The sequence below is a fragment of the Micromonospora sp. FIMYZ51 genome (genome assembly GCF_038246755.1).
Taxonomy (GTDB): Bacteria; Actinomycetota; Actinomycetes; order Mycobacteriales; family Micromonosporaceae; genus Micromonospora.
Genome location: NZ_CP134706.1, coordinates 4,652,794 through 4,669,907 on the forward strand (window position 1 = coordinate 4,652,794; position 17,114 = coordinate 4,669,907).

A 17,114-nucleotide genomic window follows, 5' to 3' on the forward strand; every position below is an offset into this window, starting at 1 on the left:
CGCGCTCGGGCTCACCTACGGCCATCGGGCAGGCTGGCGCCCTCGTCGGTCCGGTCGAGAATCCCGCTGGGTGGCTTTGACCCCTGTCGCGCTAGCGAACCGCCGCCGATGCCTGCCACAGCAATCAGTGACCTCGGTCCCGACGGAGGAAGGACGACAGCAGTTGCCTGAACTCGTGCGGGTGCTCGATCGCCGGCACGTGCCCGCATCGGCCGAACACGTGCAGACGGACATCGGCCAGGTGTTCGAGCAGGGGCACGGCCGCCGTCCCGAGCGGAGTGACTCGGTCCTCGGCGCCGTGCACGAGCAGCACGGGCGCGCGGATCGCTGCAAGCGTCTGCGCCGAGAGGGTGAGCCCGTCGGCCCACCGCGCCCTCGGTGGCGGGAACAACGACGCGAACGCGACCGCCCCCGCTCGCATCGCAGCGGCACGGGCATCAACGGCTGAATCGGTCACGAGTGTCTGGTCGAAGACGAGGCGATTCAGCATGTCCCGTGCGCCGAGCGGGCCGGCGGGGGCGGCCCAGATCGCGTCGAGGTCGGCGGAGAGCGGCGCTCCGGGGGCACCCATCGTCGAGACCGCCACAACACGGGTGACCTGCTGGGGGCGCGTGGCCGCCAACGACAGCGCCACGGCACCGCCCATGGAGTGGCCCACCACGGCGTAGTGCTCGATACCGAGAGCAGCCATCAGGCCGGCGGCCTGCTCCGTCCACAGCCGGAGCCCACCGGTGGAGCCCGCCGGGACAGGCGTACGGCCGAACCCCGCCTGGTCAGGAGCCACCAGGTGCCAGGACGCGCCAAGCGCCTGCACTGTGGTTGCCCAGGCTCCGGACCCGGTCGTGCCGGGTCCGGAGCCGTGCAGCATCAGCACCGTGGGCCCGGTGCCGCTTTCCAGGACGTGGACGGGGGAGCCGTCGACTGTGACGGTCCGAAGTGCGGTCACCGGGGCACGTCAGGTGTACTCAGGCCGACGCGGGGCCGACGGACTTCGAGAACAGCTCCATCATCGCCCTGCCGAACTGCGGCATGTCGGGCCACCCCCGGCAGGAGACGAGGTTGCCGTCCACCACGTCGGGGGCGTCGATGACAGTCGCGCCCGCGTTCTCCATGTCACCGGTGATGGGCGGGAAGCAGGCCGTCTTTCGACCCTTCAGCAGCCCGTACACCGCTGGCACCTGCGCGCCGTGGCACACCAGCGCGACGGGGAGGTTGCGGGCGAAGAAGTGCTCGGTGATGCGCCGGACGTCGGCGTCGACCCGGATCCACTCGGGGGCCCGTCCGCCGGGGATGATGAGGGCGTCATAGCGCTCGACGTCGACCTCGGCCCAGGGCACGTCGACCGGCAGCTTCCGGCCGTTCTTCTCCACGTAGGCGTCGGAGTTGGGGTCGAACTCGTGGATGACCAGCTGCACGTCGCGCGTCGTCCGGGACGAGACGTCGACGTCCCAGCCGCCCTCCTGCACGCGATAGTAGGGGTACATGGTGTCGAGTTCCTCGGCGGCGTCGCCGGTCAGGAGCAGCGCTCTGGGCACCTGCTTCTCCTCGCATCTGGGGACGGGCGAGATAGATCCAATACGATCCGATCCGATCGGTTCAGCATTCCTCGACCCGGTCCGCCCGTCAAGCCTCTACTGCCACTGCGTCCGCGTCCTTGAGCTCGTCGAACAATCGCCGGAAACGCTCGCCGGACCGCAGGATGTGCCGACGCATCGCGTACGCGGCGGCGTCGGGGTCGCGCGCGGCGATCGCGGCCACCACTTCCTCGTGCTCGGCCATGGCCAGGTGGGTGACCTGGGCGTCGTGGTGCAGCCGGAAGAGGTGCACGTGACTGTGCAGGCGAGCGAGCGCTTCCCGGATGACCTGGTTCTCCGCACTCTGGGCGACGAGATCGTGAAAAGCGGCGTCGCGTAGACCGAAGGCGCCATAGGCCGCGGGCCCGTTGCCCCCTTCCAACTCCGCCATCTCCCCCAGCATTCGTCGCAGACCGGCCACCTGCGCCAGGGAGGCGCGTTCGGCGGATCTGCGCGCCGCCGCCGGTTCGAGGAGCAGGCGGACCTCAAGCATGTCTTCGAACCGATGACGGGTGATTTGAGGAGGAATGCGGTAGCCGGCATGGGGCACCCGCACGACCAGACCCTCGGCCTCCATGCGGTTGAGCGCGTCCCGGATCGGCGTCTGCGAGACCCCCAACTCTCGCGCCAGGACGTCGATCGTGACCCGGGAGCCAGGCTCGATCCGTAGCGACATCAGCTGTCCGAGCAGCGTGTCGTACACCTCGTCGGCAAGCCGGCCGCCAGCTCTTCCCGACGACGTTCCGCCCGTCACGACCCTGCGGCCCCGCGCGCTCATCGCTTCGTCGTCCATCGTGACCTGAGGTCCTTCCTTGCGCCTCGGGACGCCTATTGACATCAGTCGCTGCACTGCGACATGCTGACGCCCCACTGGATCGTATAGGAAATGCGGCGGATGATCGCCCTCCTGCGCCAGATCGCAGCGCGCCCGGTCCGCGGGTCGGCCTCCGCGACAGCCCGGCAACACGCCTGGACAACCAAGCAACCAACCGGCGAGGCACATAGCGAGGCCCTAGAAGTCCGAACCCAGAAGGCAGGCAGGAACATGCGGCATTCAAAGCGAATGGGACGATCGTCCGCTCCCGGGCGAAAGGCACAGCTGGCGACGGCGGCCATGCTGCTGGTGGCCACGACCGCAGCGGCGTGCGGCGATGGCCAGGACGACGGCGCGCAGGCGAGCGCCCCCAAGGCACCGGCGACCGTCCCGGAGCTCACCACGGACCCGCTGACCCTCAGCTTCATCTGGTTCGACTGGCCCCCCGCCCAGGCACTTGAGGACTTTGCGAACGCGGAGTACAAGAAAGAGCGGCCGAACGCGACCATCAAGGTCAACACCGTGCCGAACGCGAACTGGCACGACGCCATGTTCACCCAGTTCGCCGCGCGCAAGACCGACTTCGACATCGCGATCCTGGACTCGCAACACATCGGCGAGGCCGTGACCAACGGCAACATCCTCGACATCACCGACTTCGTCAAGAACAACATCGACGTCGCGGCCTACAACCCGTACCTGCTGGCGGCCTACGGCCAGTTCCCGCAGGCGGAGACCGGCAAGCGCGACGAAAACGCCAGCCTGTACGGACTGCCGCTGCTCGGCGACACCTGGACGATGATCTACCGCAAGGACCTGATCGGCGACCAGCCGCCGCAGACCTGGGACGAAATGATCTCAGTCGCCGAGAAATGCCAGGCGGACCATCCTGGCGTCAGCGGGCTGGCTTTCCACCAGGCCAACGGCTCCGACGCCGCGGCCGTAACCTACAACACGGTAAACGGCGTCTACGGCGGCAACCTCTGGGACCCCAAGACGCGCAAGATCGACGGCGTTCTCAACGACGCTGCCGGCCAGGAGGCGATGGACGTCCTGGTCAACAAGATGAAGCCACTCACCGCCAAGGGCTCCGGCAACTGGTTCATCGACGAGGTGAACGCGGCGGTCGCCCAGGGCAAGGCATGCATCGCGTTCAACTGGATCGCCGCGAGCGGCGGCCTGCTCGATCCGAAGCAGTCGACGCTCGGCACCACGCGGGAGCAGATTCTCGACAAGCTGGGTTTCGCCACCCTGCCGACCCAGAAGACAAACCTGGTCCCGCTCGGCGGCATGGGAATGCACGTGTCGGCCTACTCCGCCAAGGAGAACCAGGCGGAGGCCCTGAACTTCATGAAGTGGTTCGAGCGGGCTGACATCCAGAAGAAGTGGGCCGCGGCTGGTGGTGTGCCATCGCGTACCGACGCCCTGGAGTCGCCCGAGTTCCTCAATGCCGGGCCGTTCAACCAGGTGTACACCGACTCGGTGCCGCGGATGCGGGACATGTGGAACGTGCCCGAGTACGCACGCCTCGTCGACATCGAGAACACCAACGTGAACGCCGCCCTCAACGGCGCGAAGAATCCGAAGCAGGCGCTCGACGACATCGCCCGGGAGCAGCAGAGCGTGCTCGACTCCAGCAGCCGCAAGGGTGGCGGCGGACTGTGAGTGACCCCGTACCGCTGACGACCGATCGCCCCGGGCAGGTGGCGGCTGCGATGCCACCTGCACCGGGGCGGTCCCGCCGGCTGAGCGACCGCGGACTCGCCGCCGCCTTCATCTCCCCCGCGCTGCTGCTGTTGCTCGCGATGTCGGTGTTCCCGTTGCTGTGGGCGCTGTACCTGTCCTTCACCAACTACTCGGCCACCCGCGGCGGGCCCGCCGAATTCGTCGGGTTCGCGAACTACACCGCCATCCTGACGTCGGCGCAGGTGCACCAGCGGGCCTTGACGACGTTGATCTACGTGGTCGGCGCGGTCGCCCTGCAAACCGTGCTCGGTTTCGGCATCGCCTACCTGATCTCACGGCGTACGCACGGGCGAGGACTGCTGACCACTCTGTTCCTGGTCCCGATGATGTTGTCGCCGGTCGTGGTCGGGTTGTTCTGGCGGTTCATGCTCGACGCGCAGTTCGGCGTGATCAACAGCATGCTCGGCTCGCTCGGTCTGGGGCAGGTGGAGTGGCTCACCCGGCAGCGAACGGCCCTGATCTCCCTGATCGTGGTCGACACCTGGCAATGGACGCCGTTCATCATGCTCATCGCACTTGCCGGGCTCACCGCGGTGCCCAAGTACCTGTACGAGGCCGCCTCGATCGACCGGGCGTCCGAGTGGTTCCGGTTCCGCACCATCACCCTTCCGCTGGTGTGGCCGCTGCTCCTCATTGCCGTGTTGTTCCGGGCCATCGAGGCCTTTCGGCTGTTCGACCTCGTCTACATCCTCACCAACGGAGGTCCGGGCGTCTCCACCGAGACGTTGTCGTTCCACGTCTACAAGGTCGCGTTCCTGGGCTTCAACACCGGAACCGCCTCGGCGTACGGGATCCTCATGGTCGTCGTCGTCATCGTCCTCACGCAGCTCTACCTGCGCTACCTGAACAAGCTCAAGGAGGGCTGATGGCCGTCTCCGTCGACGAGGCCGTGTCCGCAGGTCCGGCCGGGGATCGCAGGCCCACCGTGCGCCGCCGGGGCGGCCGGGGCCGCGCCATGCTGGAGATCGCGCTGCTGACCGTGCTGGCCGTCGTGATGCTCTTCCCGGTGCTGTGGATGATCGAGACATCCATCAAGGAAAACCGGGACGTCTACGCGATCCCCGCCGAGTTCATCGGCTTCACGGTCACCATGGAGCACTTCAAGGACGTGTTCGTCGGTCCCGACGGTGGTCGCTCGGCCTTGTCCGTCGCGTTCCTCAACTCCGCTCTGGTCGCCGGGCTCTCCACCGTGCTGGCCACCCTGCTGGGGGTCCCGGCGGCCTGGGCCTACTCACGCTTCGCGGTGAAGGCCAAGAAGGACCAACTGTTCTTCATCCTGTCCACCCGTTTCATGCCGCCCGTGGTGGTCGTGATTCCGATCTTCCTCATGTACCGCCAGATCGGACTCATCGACAGCAAACTCGGCCTGATCCTCATCTACACCGCGTACAACCTCCCGTTCACGATCTGGATGATGAAGGGTTTCGTCGACGAGGTGCCTGCGGAGTACGAGGATGCCGCCATGCTCGACGGCTACACCCGTTTGCAGGCGTTCCGACGATTCACCCTTCCCCTGCTCGTGCCCGGCATCGCCGCGACGGCGGTCTTCGCACTCATCTTCTCGTGGAACGAGTTCGTGTTCGCCATCTTCCTCACCTCCAGCGACAGCGTGCGGACGGCCCCACCCGCCATCGCCGGGCTCATCGGGGGCACCACGACGGACTGGGGCCTGGTGGGCGCCGCCTCCGTGGTGTTCGCCCTACCGGTGCTCGTCTTCGCCTACCTGGTGCGCAAGCACCTCGTCGCCGGTGTGACGCTCGGGGCGGTGCGACGCTGATGGCGGGCATCGACGTGAGCGCGCTGCACAAGCGCTACCCGGACGGGACGGTCGCTGTCGAGCACGTGGACCTGTCCATCAAAGACGGCGAGCTGTTCGTGATGCTCGGCCCTTCGGGTTGTGGCAAGACGACCACGCTACGAGCCATCGCCGGTCTGGAGCGGCAGACGACAGGCGACATCCGCATCGGCGACACGCTGGTGAACGACCTACCGCCGGCCGAGCGCGACATCGCCATGGTGTTCCAGTTCTACGCTCTCTACCCGCATCTGCGGACCCGCGACAACCTGGCGTTCCCACTGCGGGCCGAGGGACTGCCCAAGGCAGAGGTACGCGAGCGGGTCGACCAGGCCGCCCGGCTGATGCGGCTCGGTCCGCTGCTGGACCGGCGACCGCGCCAACTGTCCGGCGGAGAGCAGCAGCGCGTCGCGCTTGCTCGCGCCCTGGTGCGACGACCGCGCGCATTCCTCATGGACGAGCCGCTCACCAATCTGGACGCGGAGCTGAGGGCGGACATGCGCACGGAGATCAAGCACCTCCAGGGAGAGCTGGGGACGACGATGGTCTACGTCACCCACGACCAGGTCGAGGCGATGTCGCTCGGTCACCGAATCGCCATCCTCAACAAGGGCCGCGTCGAGCAGATCGGCACGCCGCTGGAGGTCTACGACCGTCCGGCGAGTCTCTTCTGCGCCGCATTCATCGGCTCCCCGCCGATGAACCTGATCGAGGTGGAGGTGGCCGACGGGAAGCTGCGCAGTCGGGGCGGCCTGGTCCTCACGCCACCGCCCGGCCTGCCGCGCGACCGTTGCCTGGTCGCAGGTGTCCGGCCGGAGGCGCTGGAAGTCACCGCGCCAGGGACGCAGGGTTCGGTCCCGGCCCGGGTGGTCTCGGCGGAGTGGCTGGGCGACGAGATCATCTACGTGGTGGACCACGGCGGCCAGTGCGACGTCCGAGTTCGGATGCCACCGACGGTCCGTTTCGCCGCTGACGCACCGGTCGGGCTACGACACACCGGCGGGACCCCGGCGGTCTACGACGTGCGCACGGAAGAGCTGGTGGCCTGATGGGAACCGTGGCAGTGCACGGGCTGTGCAAGTCCTTCGGCAAGGTCCAGGCCCTGGACGGGGTGACGCTTGACGTACCGGACGGCTCGTTCTTCGTCGTGCTCGGACCCTCCGGGGCAGGCAAGACGACGACCCTGCGAGCGATCGCCGGCCTGGAGAAGCTCGACGCCGGGTCGGTGCATCTGGACGGCAGGGACGCGACCGGTGACGCTCCGGCCGCACGCGACCTGGCCATGGTCTTCCAGAACTACGCTCTCTACCCGCGACACACGGCGTACGAGAACATCGCTTCGCCGCTGCGGGCACGCCGCTGTTCTCCGAGCGAGATCGCCGCTGCCGTCGCACAGATGTCGAGCCTGCTGCACATCGAACGGCTGCTGCAACGTCGTCCCGCGCAGTTGTCGGGCGGTGAGATGCAGCGTGTCGCCCTGGCCCGGGCGCTGGTCCGTCGCCCACGCGCGTTCCTGATGGACGAGCCGCTGACGAACCTCGACCTCAAACTCCGCGTCGAGATGCGCACCGAGCTCACCCGCATCCACCGCAGCCTCGGCGCGACCTTCATCTACGTGACAAACGACCAGGTCGAGGCCCTGTCCATGGCCGACCAGGTCGCGGTCCTCAAGGAGGGGACTGTGCAACAGGTCGGAACGCCGACCGAGGTGTACGAGCGTCCCGCCAACAAGTGGGTCGCAGGATTCGTCGGGAGCCCTCCGATCAGCCTGCTCGCCTGCCACGCCGAGGGAGATCGTCTGGTCGGTGCCGAAGGCTGGACGCTGCCACGGCCTCGCTGGACCACGGCTGAGGACGGTCGTGCGCTGCTGCTGGGCCTACGGGCGGAGGACCTCTCCGTCGAGCAACGGGGGGACGCGTCGTTGTCGGGCGAGCTCTACGGGATCGAACCGCTCGGTGACCGAACTGTGGTCGACGTCCGGGTGGGGACGACGATCCTCAAGGTCAAGGCACGACCCACCGTCACCGGTACGCCGGGCCAGCGGCTGCGTGTGACGGTCGACCTGGACCGTGCGCACCTGTTCGATGCGGGCACCGGGCTGTCGCTGTCTGAGGCTGGGCGGTAGAAGATCACAGGAGGCGACGCGATGAGTGACCCGATGAACGTCCTGGCCCCCGAGCACCGGCGACTCCGGATCGGCGACGCCTGGCGCGACGCCGCAAGCGGAGCCACCTTTGCCGTCGAGGACCCGGCCACCGGCAAGACCATCGCCGAGGTGGCGGACGCCGACGTCGTTGACGGGCTCGCCGCTCTGGACGTGGCGAGCACGGCAGCGGCGGAGTGGGCGGCGACCCCGCCGCGGAAACGGTCAGAGTTGCTGACCGCGACGTACCGGGCACTTACCGCCCGATCCGAGGAGGTCGCCCGGCTGATCACACTCGAGATGGGCAAGCCGCTCCCCGAGGCGCGGGCAGAGGTGGCCTACGGCGCCGAGTTCTTCCGTTGGTTCGCCGAGGAGGCGGTACGCGTCGAGGGGCGCTACAGCACCGCTCCCGCAGGTGGGTATCGCATCCTCACCGTGCCGAAGCCGGTCGGCCCGTGCGTCCTCGTGACGCCCTGGAACTTTCCGTTGGCCATGGGTGCCCGCAAGATCGCTCCTGCGCTGGCTGCGGGCTGCCCGACGATCACCAAGCCAGCCGCTCAGACGCCACTCACCATGCTGTTCCTGGCCCGCATCATGGAGGAGGTGGGCGTACCGCCGGGGGTCGTCAACGTGGTGACCACCAAACGGGCGGGCAAGGTGGTCTCGGCACTGCTGGCCGACGGTCGAACCCGCAAGCTTTCGTTCACCGGGTCGACCGAGGTCGGCCGCGTGCTGCTCCGACAGGCTGCGGACAACGTGCTGCGCACCTCCATGGAACTGGGCGGCAACGCTGCCTTGATCGTGTGTGCCGACGCTGACCTGGACGTCGCGGTCGACGGTGCCATGGTGGCCAAGATGCGCAACATCGGGCAGTCCTGCGTCGCGGCAAACCGGATCTACGTCGAGGAACCGGTACGCGAGGAGTTCACCGCCCGCTTCGCCGAGCGGATGGGCGCGCTTTCGGTGGGCCCTGGTCTCGACGACGGCGTGGACGTCGGGGCGTTGATCGACGAGGTCTCGGTCACCAAGCTCGACGAGCTGGTTGCCGACGCGGTCGATCGCGGCGCCCGGGTCCTGGTCGGCGGCGCGCGTCCGGATGGGCCGGGCCACTTCTACCCGCCTACCGTCCTCGTCGACGTGCCCGACGATGCGCGGATGCTGGCGGCTGAAATCTTCGGCCCGGTGGCGCCGATCATCTCGTTCACCTCCGACGACGAGGTGCTGGCGAAGGCAAACGACACCGAGTACGGCCTGGTCGGCTACGTCTTCACCCGTGATTTGCAGCGGGCGCTGCGGTTCACCGAGGGGCTGGATGCGGGAATGGTCGGCATCAACCGTGGGCTGATATCGGACCCGTCAGCTCCGTTCGGAGGCGTGAAGCAGTCCGGGATCGGCAGGGAGGGGTCGCACGAGGGCATCCTTGAGTACCTCGACCTCACCTACGCAGCGATCGACCTATCGTGACCGGCCTGCTGCTCGGGGCCCGGCGCACGCCTGCGCCACCCGGGCGGCCAACCTCGCCGACGCCGTCCCGGTCTCGCAGGTGACCTGGACGTCCGCCACGCAAATCGCCGCCGACGTTCCGGAGAGGCCCTGACATGCTTGAGACCGTCCGCGGACCACGCCAGCTGATAGTGGGCGAAGGGGTCGCGCAGAACATCCCACGAGTGGTGGCCGAGAGCGGCTCGCGAGTGCTCATCGTGACCGACCAACTGCTGCTGAGGCAGCCGGGCGTGGCCGAGATCGTGGCCGCCGTACGCGAGAAGGTCGAGGTCGTCGCGGTGTTCTCCGACGCGACTGCCGACGTGCCACTCACCGATGTCACCCTGGCCGTCTCGGTCGCCGCCGAGGTGGACGCCGACGTGATCCTCGCCATCGGGGGTGGCACGGTGATCGACCTCGCCAAAATCGTCGGCGTCATCCGGCGCCACGGCGGGACTCCGCGCGACTTCTACGGCGAGTCGAAGGTGCCAGGGCCGACGCTTCCTCTCGTCGCGGTCCCGACGACCTCTGGCACCGGCTCCGAACTCACCCCCGTCTCGGTGTTGACCGACCCGGACCGAGAGCTGAAGGTGGGGGTTTCCAGCGTCCACATCGTGCCCGACTTCGCCATCGTCGATCCCGAACTCACCTACACCTGCCCGGCGACCGTCACCGCCCACTCCGGCATCGACGCGTTCTGTCACGCGGTGGAGAGCTACACCGCGCGACCCCGGGCCCACGGACCGCGCGACCCGGTGGAGCAGGTGTTCCTCGGCCGCAACCCGATCACCGACCACTACGCGCTGCGGGCCGCCGAGCGGATCGCCCGCAGCTTGCGTCGTGCGGTCATGGACGGCGGCGACACGGCGGCACGCGCGGACATGTCCTACGGGTCCGTGCTGGCCGGGCTCGCCTTCTCCCACGCGGGCAACGCGGCCCCGCACGCTCTCCAGTACCCCATCGGCGCAGCCACCCACACGCCGCACGGCCTGGGCGTCGGGCTGCTACTGCCCTACGCGCTGGACGCGGCCAGGGATGCCATCGGCGACCGGTTGGCCACCCTCGCCGGGGTGTGCGGGCTCGACGTGACCGACGCCTCGGATGCCGAGGCCACAGATACCTTCCTCACCTGGCTCGACGGGCTCCTTGCCGACATCGGCATCCCTGCCACCTTGGCAGACATCGGGGTGGCACGCGCCGACCTTCCGCGCTTCGCGGAGTTGGCCAGTGGCGTCACGCGCTTGATCCAGAACCATCCAGGCCCGACCGACACCGCCAGCCTGACCGCGATCCTCGAAGCGGCCTGGAGCGGGGAGCGGTCGCGACGGTCCTGACACCGAGCAGCGACCGGGACCGGACGCCGTGCCCGCTCATGCCGCCACCCCTTGGCCACGTACCGCCGGGAAGAACGGCCGCCGACTGGCAGCGGTCAATACTTCCGCGACGGCTCCGCCGGCCCGGCGCCCGGCACGCTCGCGGGCAGCGCCGGTTGCCGGGCCTCCAGCGCCCGGCTGACGCCCAGGCCGACGAGGACCGCCAGCGCGAAGACGACCGCCGACAGCCACCGGGGGCCATCCGCGACGAGGATGGTCATCTGCACCAGGCTCAGCAGGACGACCCCCAGCACGGTGCCCGCGAAGCCGCCCCGCCCGCCGGCCACGCTCACGCCGCCGAGCAGGACGGCGCCGGCCACGAACGCCAGCTGGCCGATGTCGACCGATAGGGTTGTGGCGCCGATCCGGCCAGCGAGCAGGATTCCGGCTGCGCCCGCGATCAGGCTGGAGCCGCCCAGGCCGATGACCGCGCCCAGCAGCCGTGCGCCGAACGGCGACGGCGGCTCCCCGGCGACGACCCGGTTGCCGTTCAGCGCCCGCCGCACCGCCGGGATCGACCACACCACCGCGCCGCCGATCGACAGCAGGAGAAACAGCACCAGCCACCCCGCCGCCGCACCGTCGGACCGGATCCAACCTTCCCTCGCGAGCCGCTGCGGACCGCCGCTGCCGGTGGCGGCGAGCAGGATGCCCTGCGTCAGCGCCAGCCCGCCCAGCGACACCGCCCACCCGGGCGCCTGCAGCAGCCCGGCGACGAGGCCCATCCCGAGACCGATGAACCCCGCGGCGGCGATCGCGGCGACCGCCGCGACGAGGACCGGTACGCCAGCGTCGAGCACCTCCGCGTACGTCAGGCCAGCGAGGGCCGCGACAGCGACGACCGCGAGGTTTGGCGTGGCAGTGCGCAGCGACAGCGCGAAAGCGGTCGCCAGCAGGCCGGCGGAGGCGATGTTGAACACCAGCGGCGACAGCCGCGACTCCTCCTGGGAGTACCACACCACCGCGGCGACCACGGTCAGCGCCAGCAGCACCGCCTCCCAGAACAGGTGCGGCCGAAGAAAGCCACCGGAACGGGACGTGACCGGTCCGGCAGGTGCCGACGGTTGTGCAGGCGTGAAAACCACAGCGATTCCTCCCATGTGCGGACGCTGACACTAACCCGCACGTCACCGCGGTAGCACGAGCCCGGATACCTAGGACGGGCCGGGGTCGAGTGCTCAGCCTGCCAGATCTCGACGAGGACGCCCGCGAGGGAGGTGGTGGCGTCCGCGGCCGGTAAGGTCGGCGGTGGCGCACCGGGTGGGGGTTCAGCGCGGCGGTCATCGGTCTGACGGTGCTACGGCGGTTGCCGGGTCGGTGTGGAGAAGCGCGCGGGTCAGCGGGTGGTGTGCGTGGGTGAGCAGGGCGTCGGCGGGGCCGCGGTCGACGGCGGCTCCGTGGTCGAGAACGACGATGTGGTCGGCGAGGTGAGCCACCACGTCGCGGTCGTGGCTGATCACGACGACGGCCAGTTGGAGGCTGCGCCGCAGCTCGTCGAGGAGCGTAAGGATGCCGTGCTTGGTGACGCTGTCGAGCCCGGCGGTCGTCTCGTCGCAGATGAGGACGCGGGGTTCGCTGGCGAGAGCGCGGGCGAGCGCTGCGCGGTGCAGTTCGCCGCCAGAGAGCCGGTCGGGACGCTGGGTCACGGTGTGTTCGGCGAGGCCTACCCGTTCGAGCAGGCGTAGGGCGGTGCGGCGGGCCTGCTCCGATGTGGCGTTCCGCAGGCGGTGCGCGGGGCTGGCGGTCTGGTCGAGGACTGGCCGGTACGGGTCGAAGCTGGCGCGTGCGTCTTGGAACACGTACTGGATGGCGCCGAGTTCGTGCCGCTGGCGCCGGTCAAGGTGAGCGGCGAGGTGGTGCCCACCGAGGGTCACGTGGCCGGTGCGGGCGGGGTGCAGGCCGGCGATGCAGCGGGCGAGGGTTGTCTTGCCGCTTCCGGATCGTCCGACCACGGCCAGGCACTGGCCGGCGGGGACGGCCAGGCTGACGTCGCGGAGCACGTCGCGCTGCCGACCGCCGTCGCGGTGGGTCGCGCTCAGGCCGGTGACCTCTAGCAGCGGCCTGTCCTCGCGGACCGCCGCCATCGGCCGGGTCGGTGGCGCGGCGAGCAGCTCCCGAGTGTCCCGGTGTCGTGGCATGGCTAGCACCTCGGCCGCCGGGCCGTATTCGATGGCGGCACCCCGGTGCAGCACGAGGATCTGGTCGGCGACGGCTCGTACGAGGTGCAGGTCGTGGCTGAGCAGGATGACGGCGATGCCCTCGCGGGCGAGTTTCGTCAGTTCTCGGGCGACGTCGTTGCGGGTGAGCGCGTCCTGTCCGGTGGTGGGTTCGTCGGCGATGAGCAGGACGGCCTGGGCCAGCAGGGCGTGGGCAATGACGAGGCGTTGTTGCTGGCCGCCGGAGAGCTGGTGGGGGAAGCGGCGCAGGAACCGGCGGTCGGCGGGCAGGCTGACGCGTTCGAGCACGGCCGCCACGGTGCGCTTGTGGGTGCTGCGGCTGTCGCCGGGTGCCTGGTGCCGGGCGATCTCGTGGAGCATGGCACCGATGCGGCGTACGGGGTTGAGCGCAGCGACGGGTTGCTGGGGCACGTAACCGACGGTGCCGGGCTTGGGCGGGGTGGCGCTGGTGACGGGCCGGCCGGCCAGGGTGATGGCGCCGGTGAGGCTGACGCCAGGTGTGACCTCGCCGAGCAGCGCCCGGGCGGTGGTGGTCTTGCCGCTGCCCGAGGCGCCGATGACGGCGAGGATTCTGCCGGCGGGCAGGCTGAAGGAGACGCCGTCGACCAACACCCGGTCGGCGGTCGTGGCGGCGAGGTCCTGCACCTGGAGGAGAGGCTCGGTCGCTTGCGGGCGATCTCCGGTCGTGGCTGGCTCGGGCGGTGGTGATGGGCTGGGGTTGCTATAGGTGATCAGCATCCGGTCGGTGGCCAGGTTGAGACCGACGGCCAGGGAGATGATGAGCGCGGCCGGCACGGCGACGGCCCAGGGCTGTAGGAACAGGCCAGCGCGATTGCGGTCCACCATGACGGCCCAGTCCGCAGCATCGGGTGCGACGCCGATGCCCAGGAAGCTCGCGGTGGCCACCAGATACATGGCGCCGATGAACCGGACTCCGGCATCGGCGAGCAGGATCCGGCGGATGCCGGTGCCGACGTAGCCGGGGCCGCGCCGCCACCAGGTCTCGCGGTACAGGCGCATCGCCTCCATGGCTGGCCCGTGGGCCAGCGGCAGCGCGGCGGCGCGGGTGATCCGGGCGATCTCCGGCAGTCCGATCAGCGCGACGATCCCGACGAGGGTGAGCTGCCCGGGCGGCGCGGTGGCGGCCAGCAGGATCAGCAGCAACAGCGACGGCACGGCCAGAGTCAGGTCGAGCGGGCGCATGAGCAGTTCATCGACCCATCGGCGGCGGGTGGCGGCGGCCACCAGGCCGACCGGCACACCGACGAGGTACGCCAGCAGCGTCGCGCATACGGCGACCACGACGACGGACCGGCCGCCGAGGAGGACCTGTTGTCCGACGTCGCGGCCGACGAAGTCGGTGCCCAGCACACCGTCGCCGGAGAAGGGGAACGTGCGGTCGCCCGGCTCGCCTGCCAGCAGCGGGCCGAACACGGCCAGCGCGAGCGGCACCGCGAGCAGCACCGCCCCGGTCAGGATACGCAGCCGCCTCATCGCACGGCCTCGATCCGTGGTGCGAGGCGGAACGCGACCAGGTCGGCGGCCAGGTTCACCGCCACTGTGGTGACGGCGACGAGGACGCACAAAGCCTGGACGGTGGGGATGTCGCGGGTGGACACGGCATCGACGAGGGCGGTGCCGAGCCCGGGGATGACGAACACCGCCTCGACGACGATGACGCCGCCGAGCAGCCAGTCGGTGGTTCGGGCGAGTTGCTGCACGACCGGCGCCAGAGCGCCGGGCAGGGCATGGCGAAGCCAGAGCCGGCTGCCGGCGATGCCGAGCCGTCGGGCGTGGCGCACGTACTCGCCGTGCAGGGCGTCGAGCATGCCAGCGCGGGTGAGTCGGCTGATGGTGCAGATCGGCCGGGCGAGTAGCACGAGCATCGGCAGCACGAGCACGGACGGCCTGGTGAGCAGGTCGACGCCGAACGCGGTGGGAGGTAGCCAGCCGAGTCGGACGCCGAAGACGGCGATGAGCAGAATCGCCAGGGCGAACTCGGGCACCGCGTAGAGCGCGACCGACACCGCGGACACCGCCCGATCTAGTCGCCCCCCTTCTCGGCGGGCCGCCAGCATGCCCAGTGCGATGGCGAGCGGTATCAGAACGAGGAGAGTCACCGCCGCCAACAGGAGGGTGGTGCCCGCGCTGTCGGCGAGCCGGTCGACGATCGGCCGCTGCGAGATCAGCGAGACGCCGAGGTCGCCGCGTATCAGGTCGGTCAGCCAGTCGAGGTAGCGCTGCCAGGCCGGTCGGTCGAGGTTCAGTTGCGCTCGGATCGCGGCGATGCGGGCCGGATCGGGGTGGTCGCCGGCGATCACCACCGCGGCGTCACCGGGCAGCGCCTCGGTGAGCACGAACACGATGGTGGTGATCCCGGCGACCTGCCCGAGGCCGAGCAACAACCGCCCGGCGGCATAGCGGGGCAGACTCACCCCAGCCAGACCTTGTCGAAGCGGGCCCAGTCGAGGGTGTTGGCGGGGGCGTTGGCGGACACCCCGCCGACGCCGGGCGCGGTGGCGACGAGGAAGTCCGCGAAGCCCCAGATCAGGAATCCACCCTCAGCGTGCAGGGTGCGCTGCATGTCGCCGTACGCCTGTCGGCGGGTTGCTTCGTCGGCGCTGGAGATGGCCTTGGCGTAGCGGGCGTCGAACTCGGGGCGGGCCCACCGGGTGGCGTTGGTGGTGGAGTTGGTCAGCAGCCGCTGTGCGATGTGCGTTTCGATGGGCATGGCCCCGGAGCGGTACGAGGCCAGCACGCCGGAGTTGAGGATGTCCTTCCAGTAGGTGTCCTTGTTGCCCATCGCGGTCTCGATGACGAGGCCGGCCTGCTTGGCCTGTTCGGCGAAGACGCTGGCGGCCTCGACGAAACCGCTGGCGACAGCCGCCGTGTCGAGCGTGATGCGCAGGCCCTTGGCGCCGGCCTTGTCGATGAGGAACCGGGCGCGGTCGAGGTCGCGGGTGCGCTGGGCGATGTCGTCGGCGTAGTACTGGTAGCCCTTGCCGAACAGGTCGTTGCCGACCTGACCGGAACCGGCGAGGACGGTGTCGACCAACTGTTGGCGGTCGGTGAGCAGGAACATGGCTTCGCGCAGGTCGCGGTTGTCGAACGGTGGCCGGTCGACCTTCATGGCGAACGACTGCATGGTGCTGTTCGGCATCCGGGTGACGGCCATTCGGCCGCTGTCGGCGTGGGTACGCGCGGTGGTGGGCGTGATGTCGTGCGCGTAGTCCACCTGTCCGGCGAGCAGGGCGTTGACCCGGGCCGATTCCTCGTTGCTGATCAGATACTCCAGCTCGTCGAGGTGCGCGGCGCCCTCCCAGTAACCGTCGTACCGCTTGAGTAGCAGCGACCGACCGGGCTGCCAGGAGTGGAAGGTGAACGGCCCGGATCCGACGGGCCGTTCGAAGCTGTCGGCGCCTTCGGGGACGATGTACGCGCCGAACGCGGCCAGGGCGTTGGGAAATTCGGCGAAGGGCCGTTTGAGGGCCAGTTCCAGGGTGCGGTCGTCGACGGCGTGGCTGTTGGGCAGGTCGAGTAGTTCGAGGCTGGCCTTGGCGCGGAACGCCCGCTTCGGGTCGGTGATCCGGGTGTAGCTGTAGAGCACGTCGGTGGCGCGGACGGGCTTGCCGTCGTGGAATGTGGCCGGGCGCAGGGTGATGCGCCAGCGGGTCAGGTCGCTGCTGGGCTCCCAGCGTTCGGCGAGGCGGGGTTGGATGGAGACGTCCGGGCCGTAGTCGGCGAGCTTGTCGAACATCGCCTTGGCGCGCGACGCCTCGTTGAACAGGTTCGCCTGGTGCGGGTCCAGCGTCTCGTTGACACCGCCGCCGGCGAACGCCGCCCGCAGCCGGCCGCCGCGCCGGGGCTGTCCCGCCGAGATGGCGGCCGGGTCGTCGCCCGGGCCGCAGCCGGTCAGCAGGGCGGTGGAGATCGCGGCGGCGCCGCCGAGCAGGCCGCGGCGAGACACTCTCGACGCGGTGACGGACGGGTAGACCATGATGAATGTCCCT

At 69.6% G+C, this 17,114-nt stretch carries 14 protein-coding genes; 7 read left to right on the forward strand and 7 right to left on the reverse strand.

The window, feature by feature from the left end; translation table 11 throughout:
- Positions 1-124: 124 nt before the first annotated feature.
- From QQG74_RS20765 to QQG74_RS20775, 3 genes are all read right to left on the reverse strand, one after another.
- Positions 125-946 carry an alpha/beta hydrolase gene (locus QQG74_RS20765; RefSeq protein WP_341716439.1) on the reverse strand — a complete coding sequence of 274 codons (822 nt, stop codon included), beginning with the start codon at positions 944-946 and terminating at the stop codon, positions 125-127.
- 19 nt (positions 947-965) lie between these two features.
- Positions 966-1,535, reverse strand: a complete 570-nt coding sequence (locus tag QQG74_RS20770; RefSeq protein WP_341716440.1) for a DJ-1/PfpI family protein — start codon at positions 1,533-1,535, stop codon at positions 966-968.
- An 88-nt stretch (positions 1,536-1,623) separates the two neighbouring features.
- Positions 1,624-2,367, reverse strand: coding sequence for a GntR family transcriptional regulator (locus tag QQG74_RS20775; protein WP_341716441.1), 744 nt, complete (start codon positions 2,365-2,367; stop codon positions 1,624-1,626).
- 102 nt (positions 2,368-2,469) lie between these two features.
- Between QQG74_RS20775 and QQG74_RS20780 the strand changes: the two genes are divergently transcribed.
- The 7 genes from QQG74_RS20780 (at position 2,470) to QQG74_RS20810 (ending at position 10,888) form a co-directional block, all read left to right on the forward strand.
- Positions 2,470-4,053 carry an extracellular solute-binding protein gene (locus QQG74_RS20780; protein ID WP_341716442.1) on the forward strand — a complete coding sequence of 528 codons (1,584 nt, stop codon included), beginning with the start codon at positions 2,470-2,472 and terminating at the stop codon, positions 4,051-4,053.
- A 50-nt stretch (positions 4,054-4,103) separates the two neighbouring features.
- Positions 4,104-5,000 (forward strand): sugar ABC transporter permease, encoded by an 897-nt coding sequence (locus QQG74_RS20785; protein ID WP_341716443.1) that lies wholly within the window; start codon positions 4,104-4,106, stop codon positions 4,998-5,000.
- Entirely contained in the window at positions 5,000-5,911 is a 912-nt protein-coding gene (locus QQG74_RS20790; RefSeq protein ID WP_341716444.1) for a carbohydrate ABC transporter permease, read from the forward strand. The genes QQG74_RS20785 and QQG74_RS20790 overlap by 1 nt, the downstream gene beginning before the upstream one ends.
- Positions 5,911-6,978 (forward strand): ATP-binding cassette domain-containing protein, encoded by a 1,068-nt coding sequence (locus QQG74_RS20795; RefSeq protein WP_341716445.1) that lies wholly within the window; start codon positions 5,911-5,913, stop codon positions 6,976-6,978. Before QQG74_RS20790 ends, QQG74_RS20795 begins: the two co-directional genes overlap by 1 nt.
- Complete coding sequence (locus QQG74_RS20800) at positions 6,978-8,054, forward strand: ABC transporter ATP-binding protein (protein WP_341716446.1); 1,077 nt, start codon at positions 6,978-6,980, stop codon at positions 8,052-8,054. Before QQG74_RS20795 ends, QQG74_RS20800 begins: the two co-directional genes overlap by 1 nt.
- A 21-nt stretch (positions 8,055-8,075) precedes the next feature.
- On the forward strand, positions 8,076-9,536 hold the full coding sequence (locus QQG74_RS20805; RefSeq protein WP_341716447.1) for an NAD-dependent succinate-semialdehyde dehydrogenase: 1,461 nt from the start codon (positions 8,076-8,078) through the stop codon (positions 9,534-9,536).
- A gap of 134 nt (positions 9,537-9,670) precedes the next feature.
- Positions 9,671-10,888: an iron-containing alcohol dehydrogenase gene (locus tag QQG74_RS20810; protein ID WP_341716448.1), complete on the forward strand. Its 1,218-nt coding sequence runs from the start codon at positions 9,671-9,673 to the stop codon at positions 10,886-10,888.
- Positions 10,889-10,983: 95 nt separating this feature from the next.
- Here QQG74_RS20810 and QQG74_RS20815 read toward each other — a convergent pair whose 3' ends face one another.
- The 4 genes from QQG74_RS20815 to QQG74_RS20830 all read right to left on the reverse strand — a co-directional run bounded on the left by QQG74_RS20815 (position 10,984) and on the right by QQG74_RS20830 (position 17,101).
- Positions 10,984-12,012: a hypothetical protein gene (locus QQG74_RS20815; protein ID WP_341716449.1), complete on the reverse strand. Its 1,029-nt coding sequence runs from the start codon at positions 12,010-12,012 to the stop codon at positions 10,984-10,986.
- A 195-nt stretch (positions 12,013-12,207) separates the two neighbouring features.
- Positions 12,208-14,598: an ATP-binding cassette domain-containing protein gene (locus QQG74_RS20820; protein WP_341716450.1), complete on the reverse strand. Its 2,391-nt coding sequence runs from the start codon at positions 14,596-14,598 to the stop codon at positions 12,208-12,210.
- A complete protein-coding gene (locus tag QQG74_RS20825) occupies positions 14,595-15,539 on the reverse strand; it encodes an ABC transporter permease (protein ID WP_341716451.1) in 945 nt (314 codons plus the stop codon). Before QQG74_RS20825 ends, QQG74_RS20820 begins: the two co-directional genes overlap by 4 nt.
- Positions 15,536-17,101 (reverse strand): ABC transporter substrate-binding protein, encoded by a 1,566-nt coding sequence (locus tag QQG74_RS20830; RefSeq protein WP_341716452.1) that lies wholly within the window; start codon positions 17,099-17,101, stop codon positions 15,536-15,538. The genes QQG74_RS20825 and QQG74_RS20830 overlap by 4 nt, the downstream gene beginning before the upstream one ends.
- Positions 17,102-17,114 lie beyond the last annotated feature (13 nt).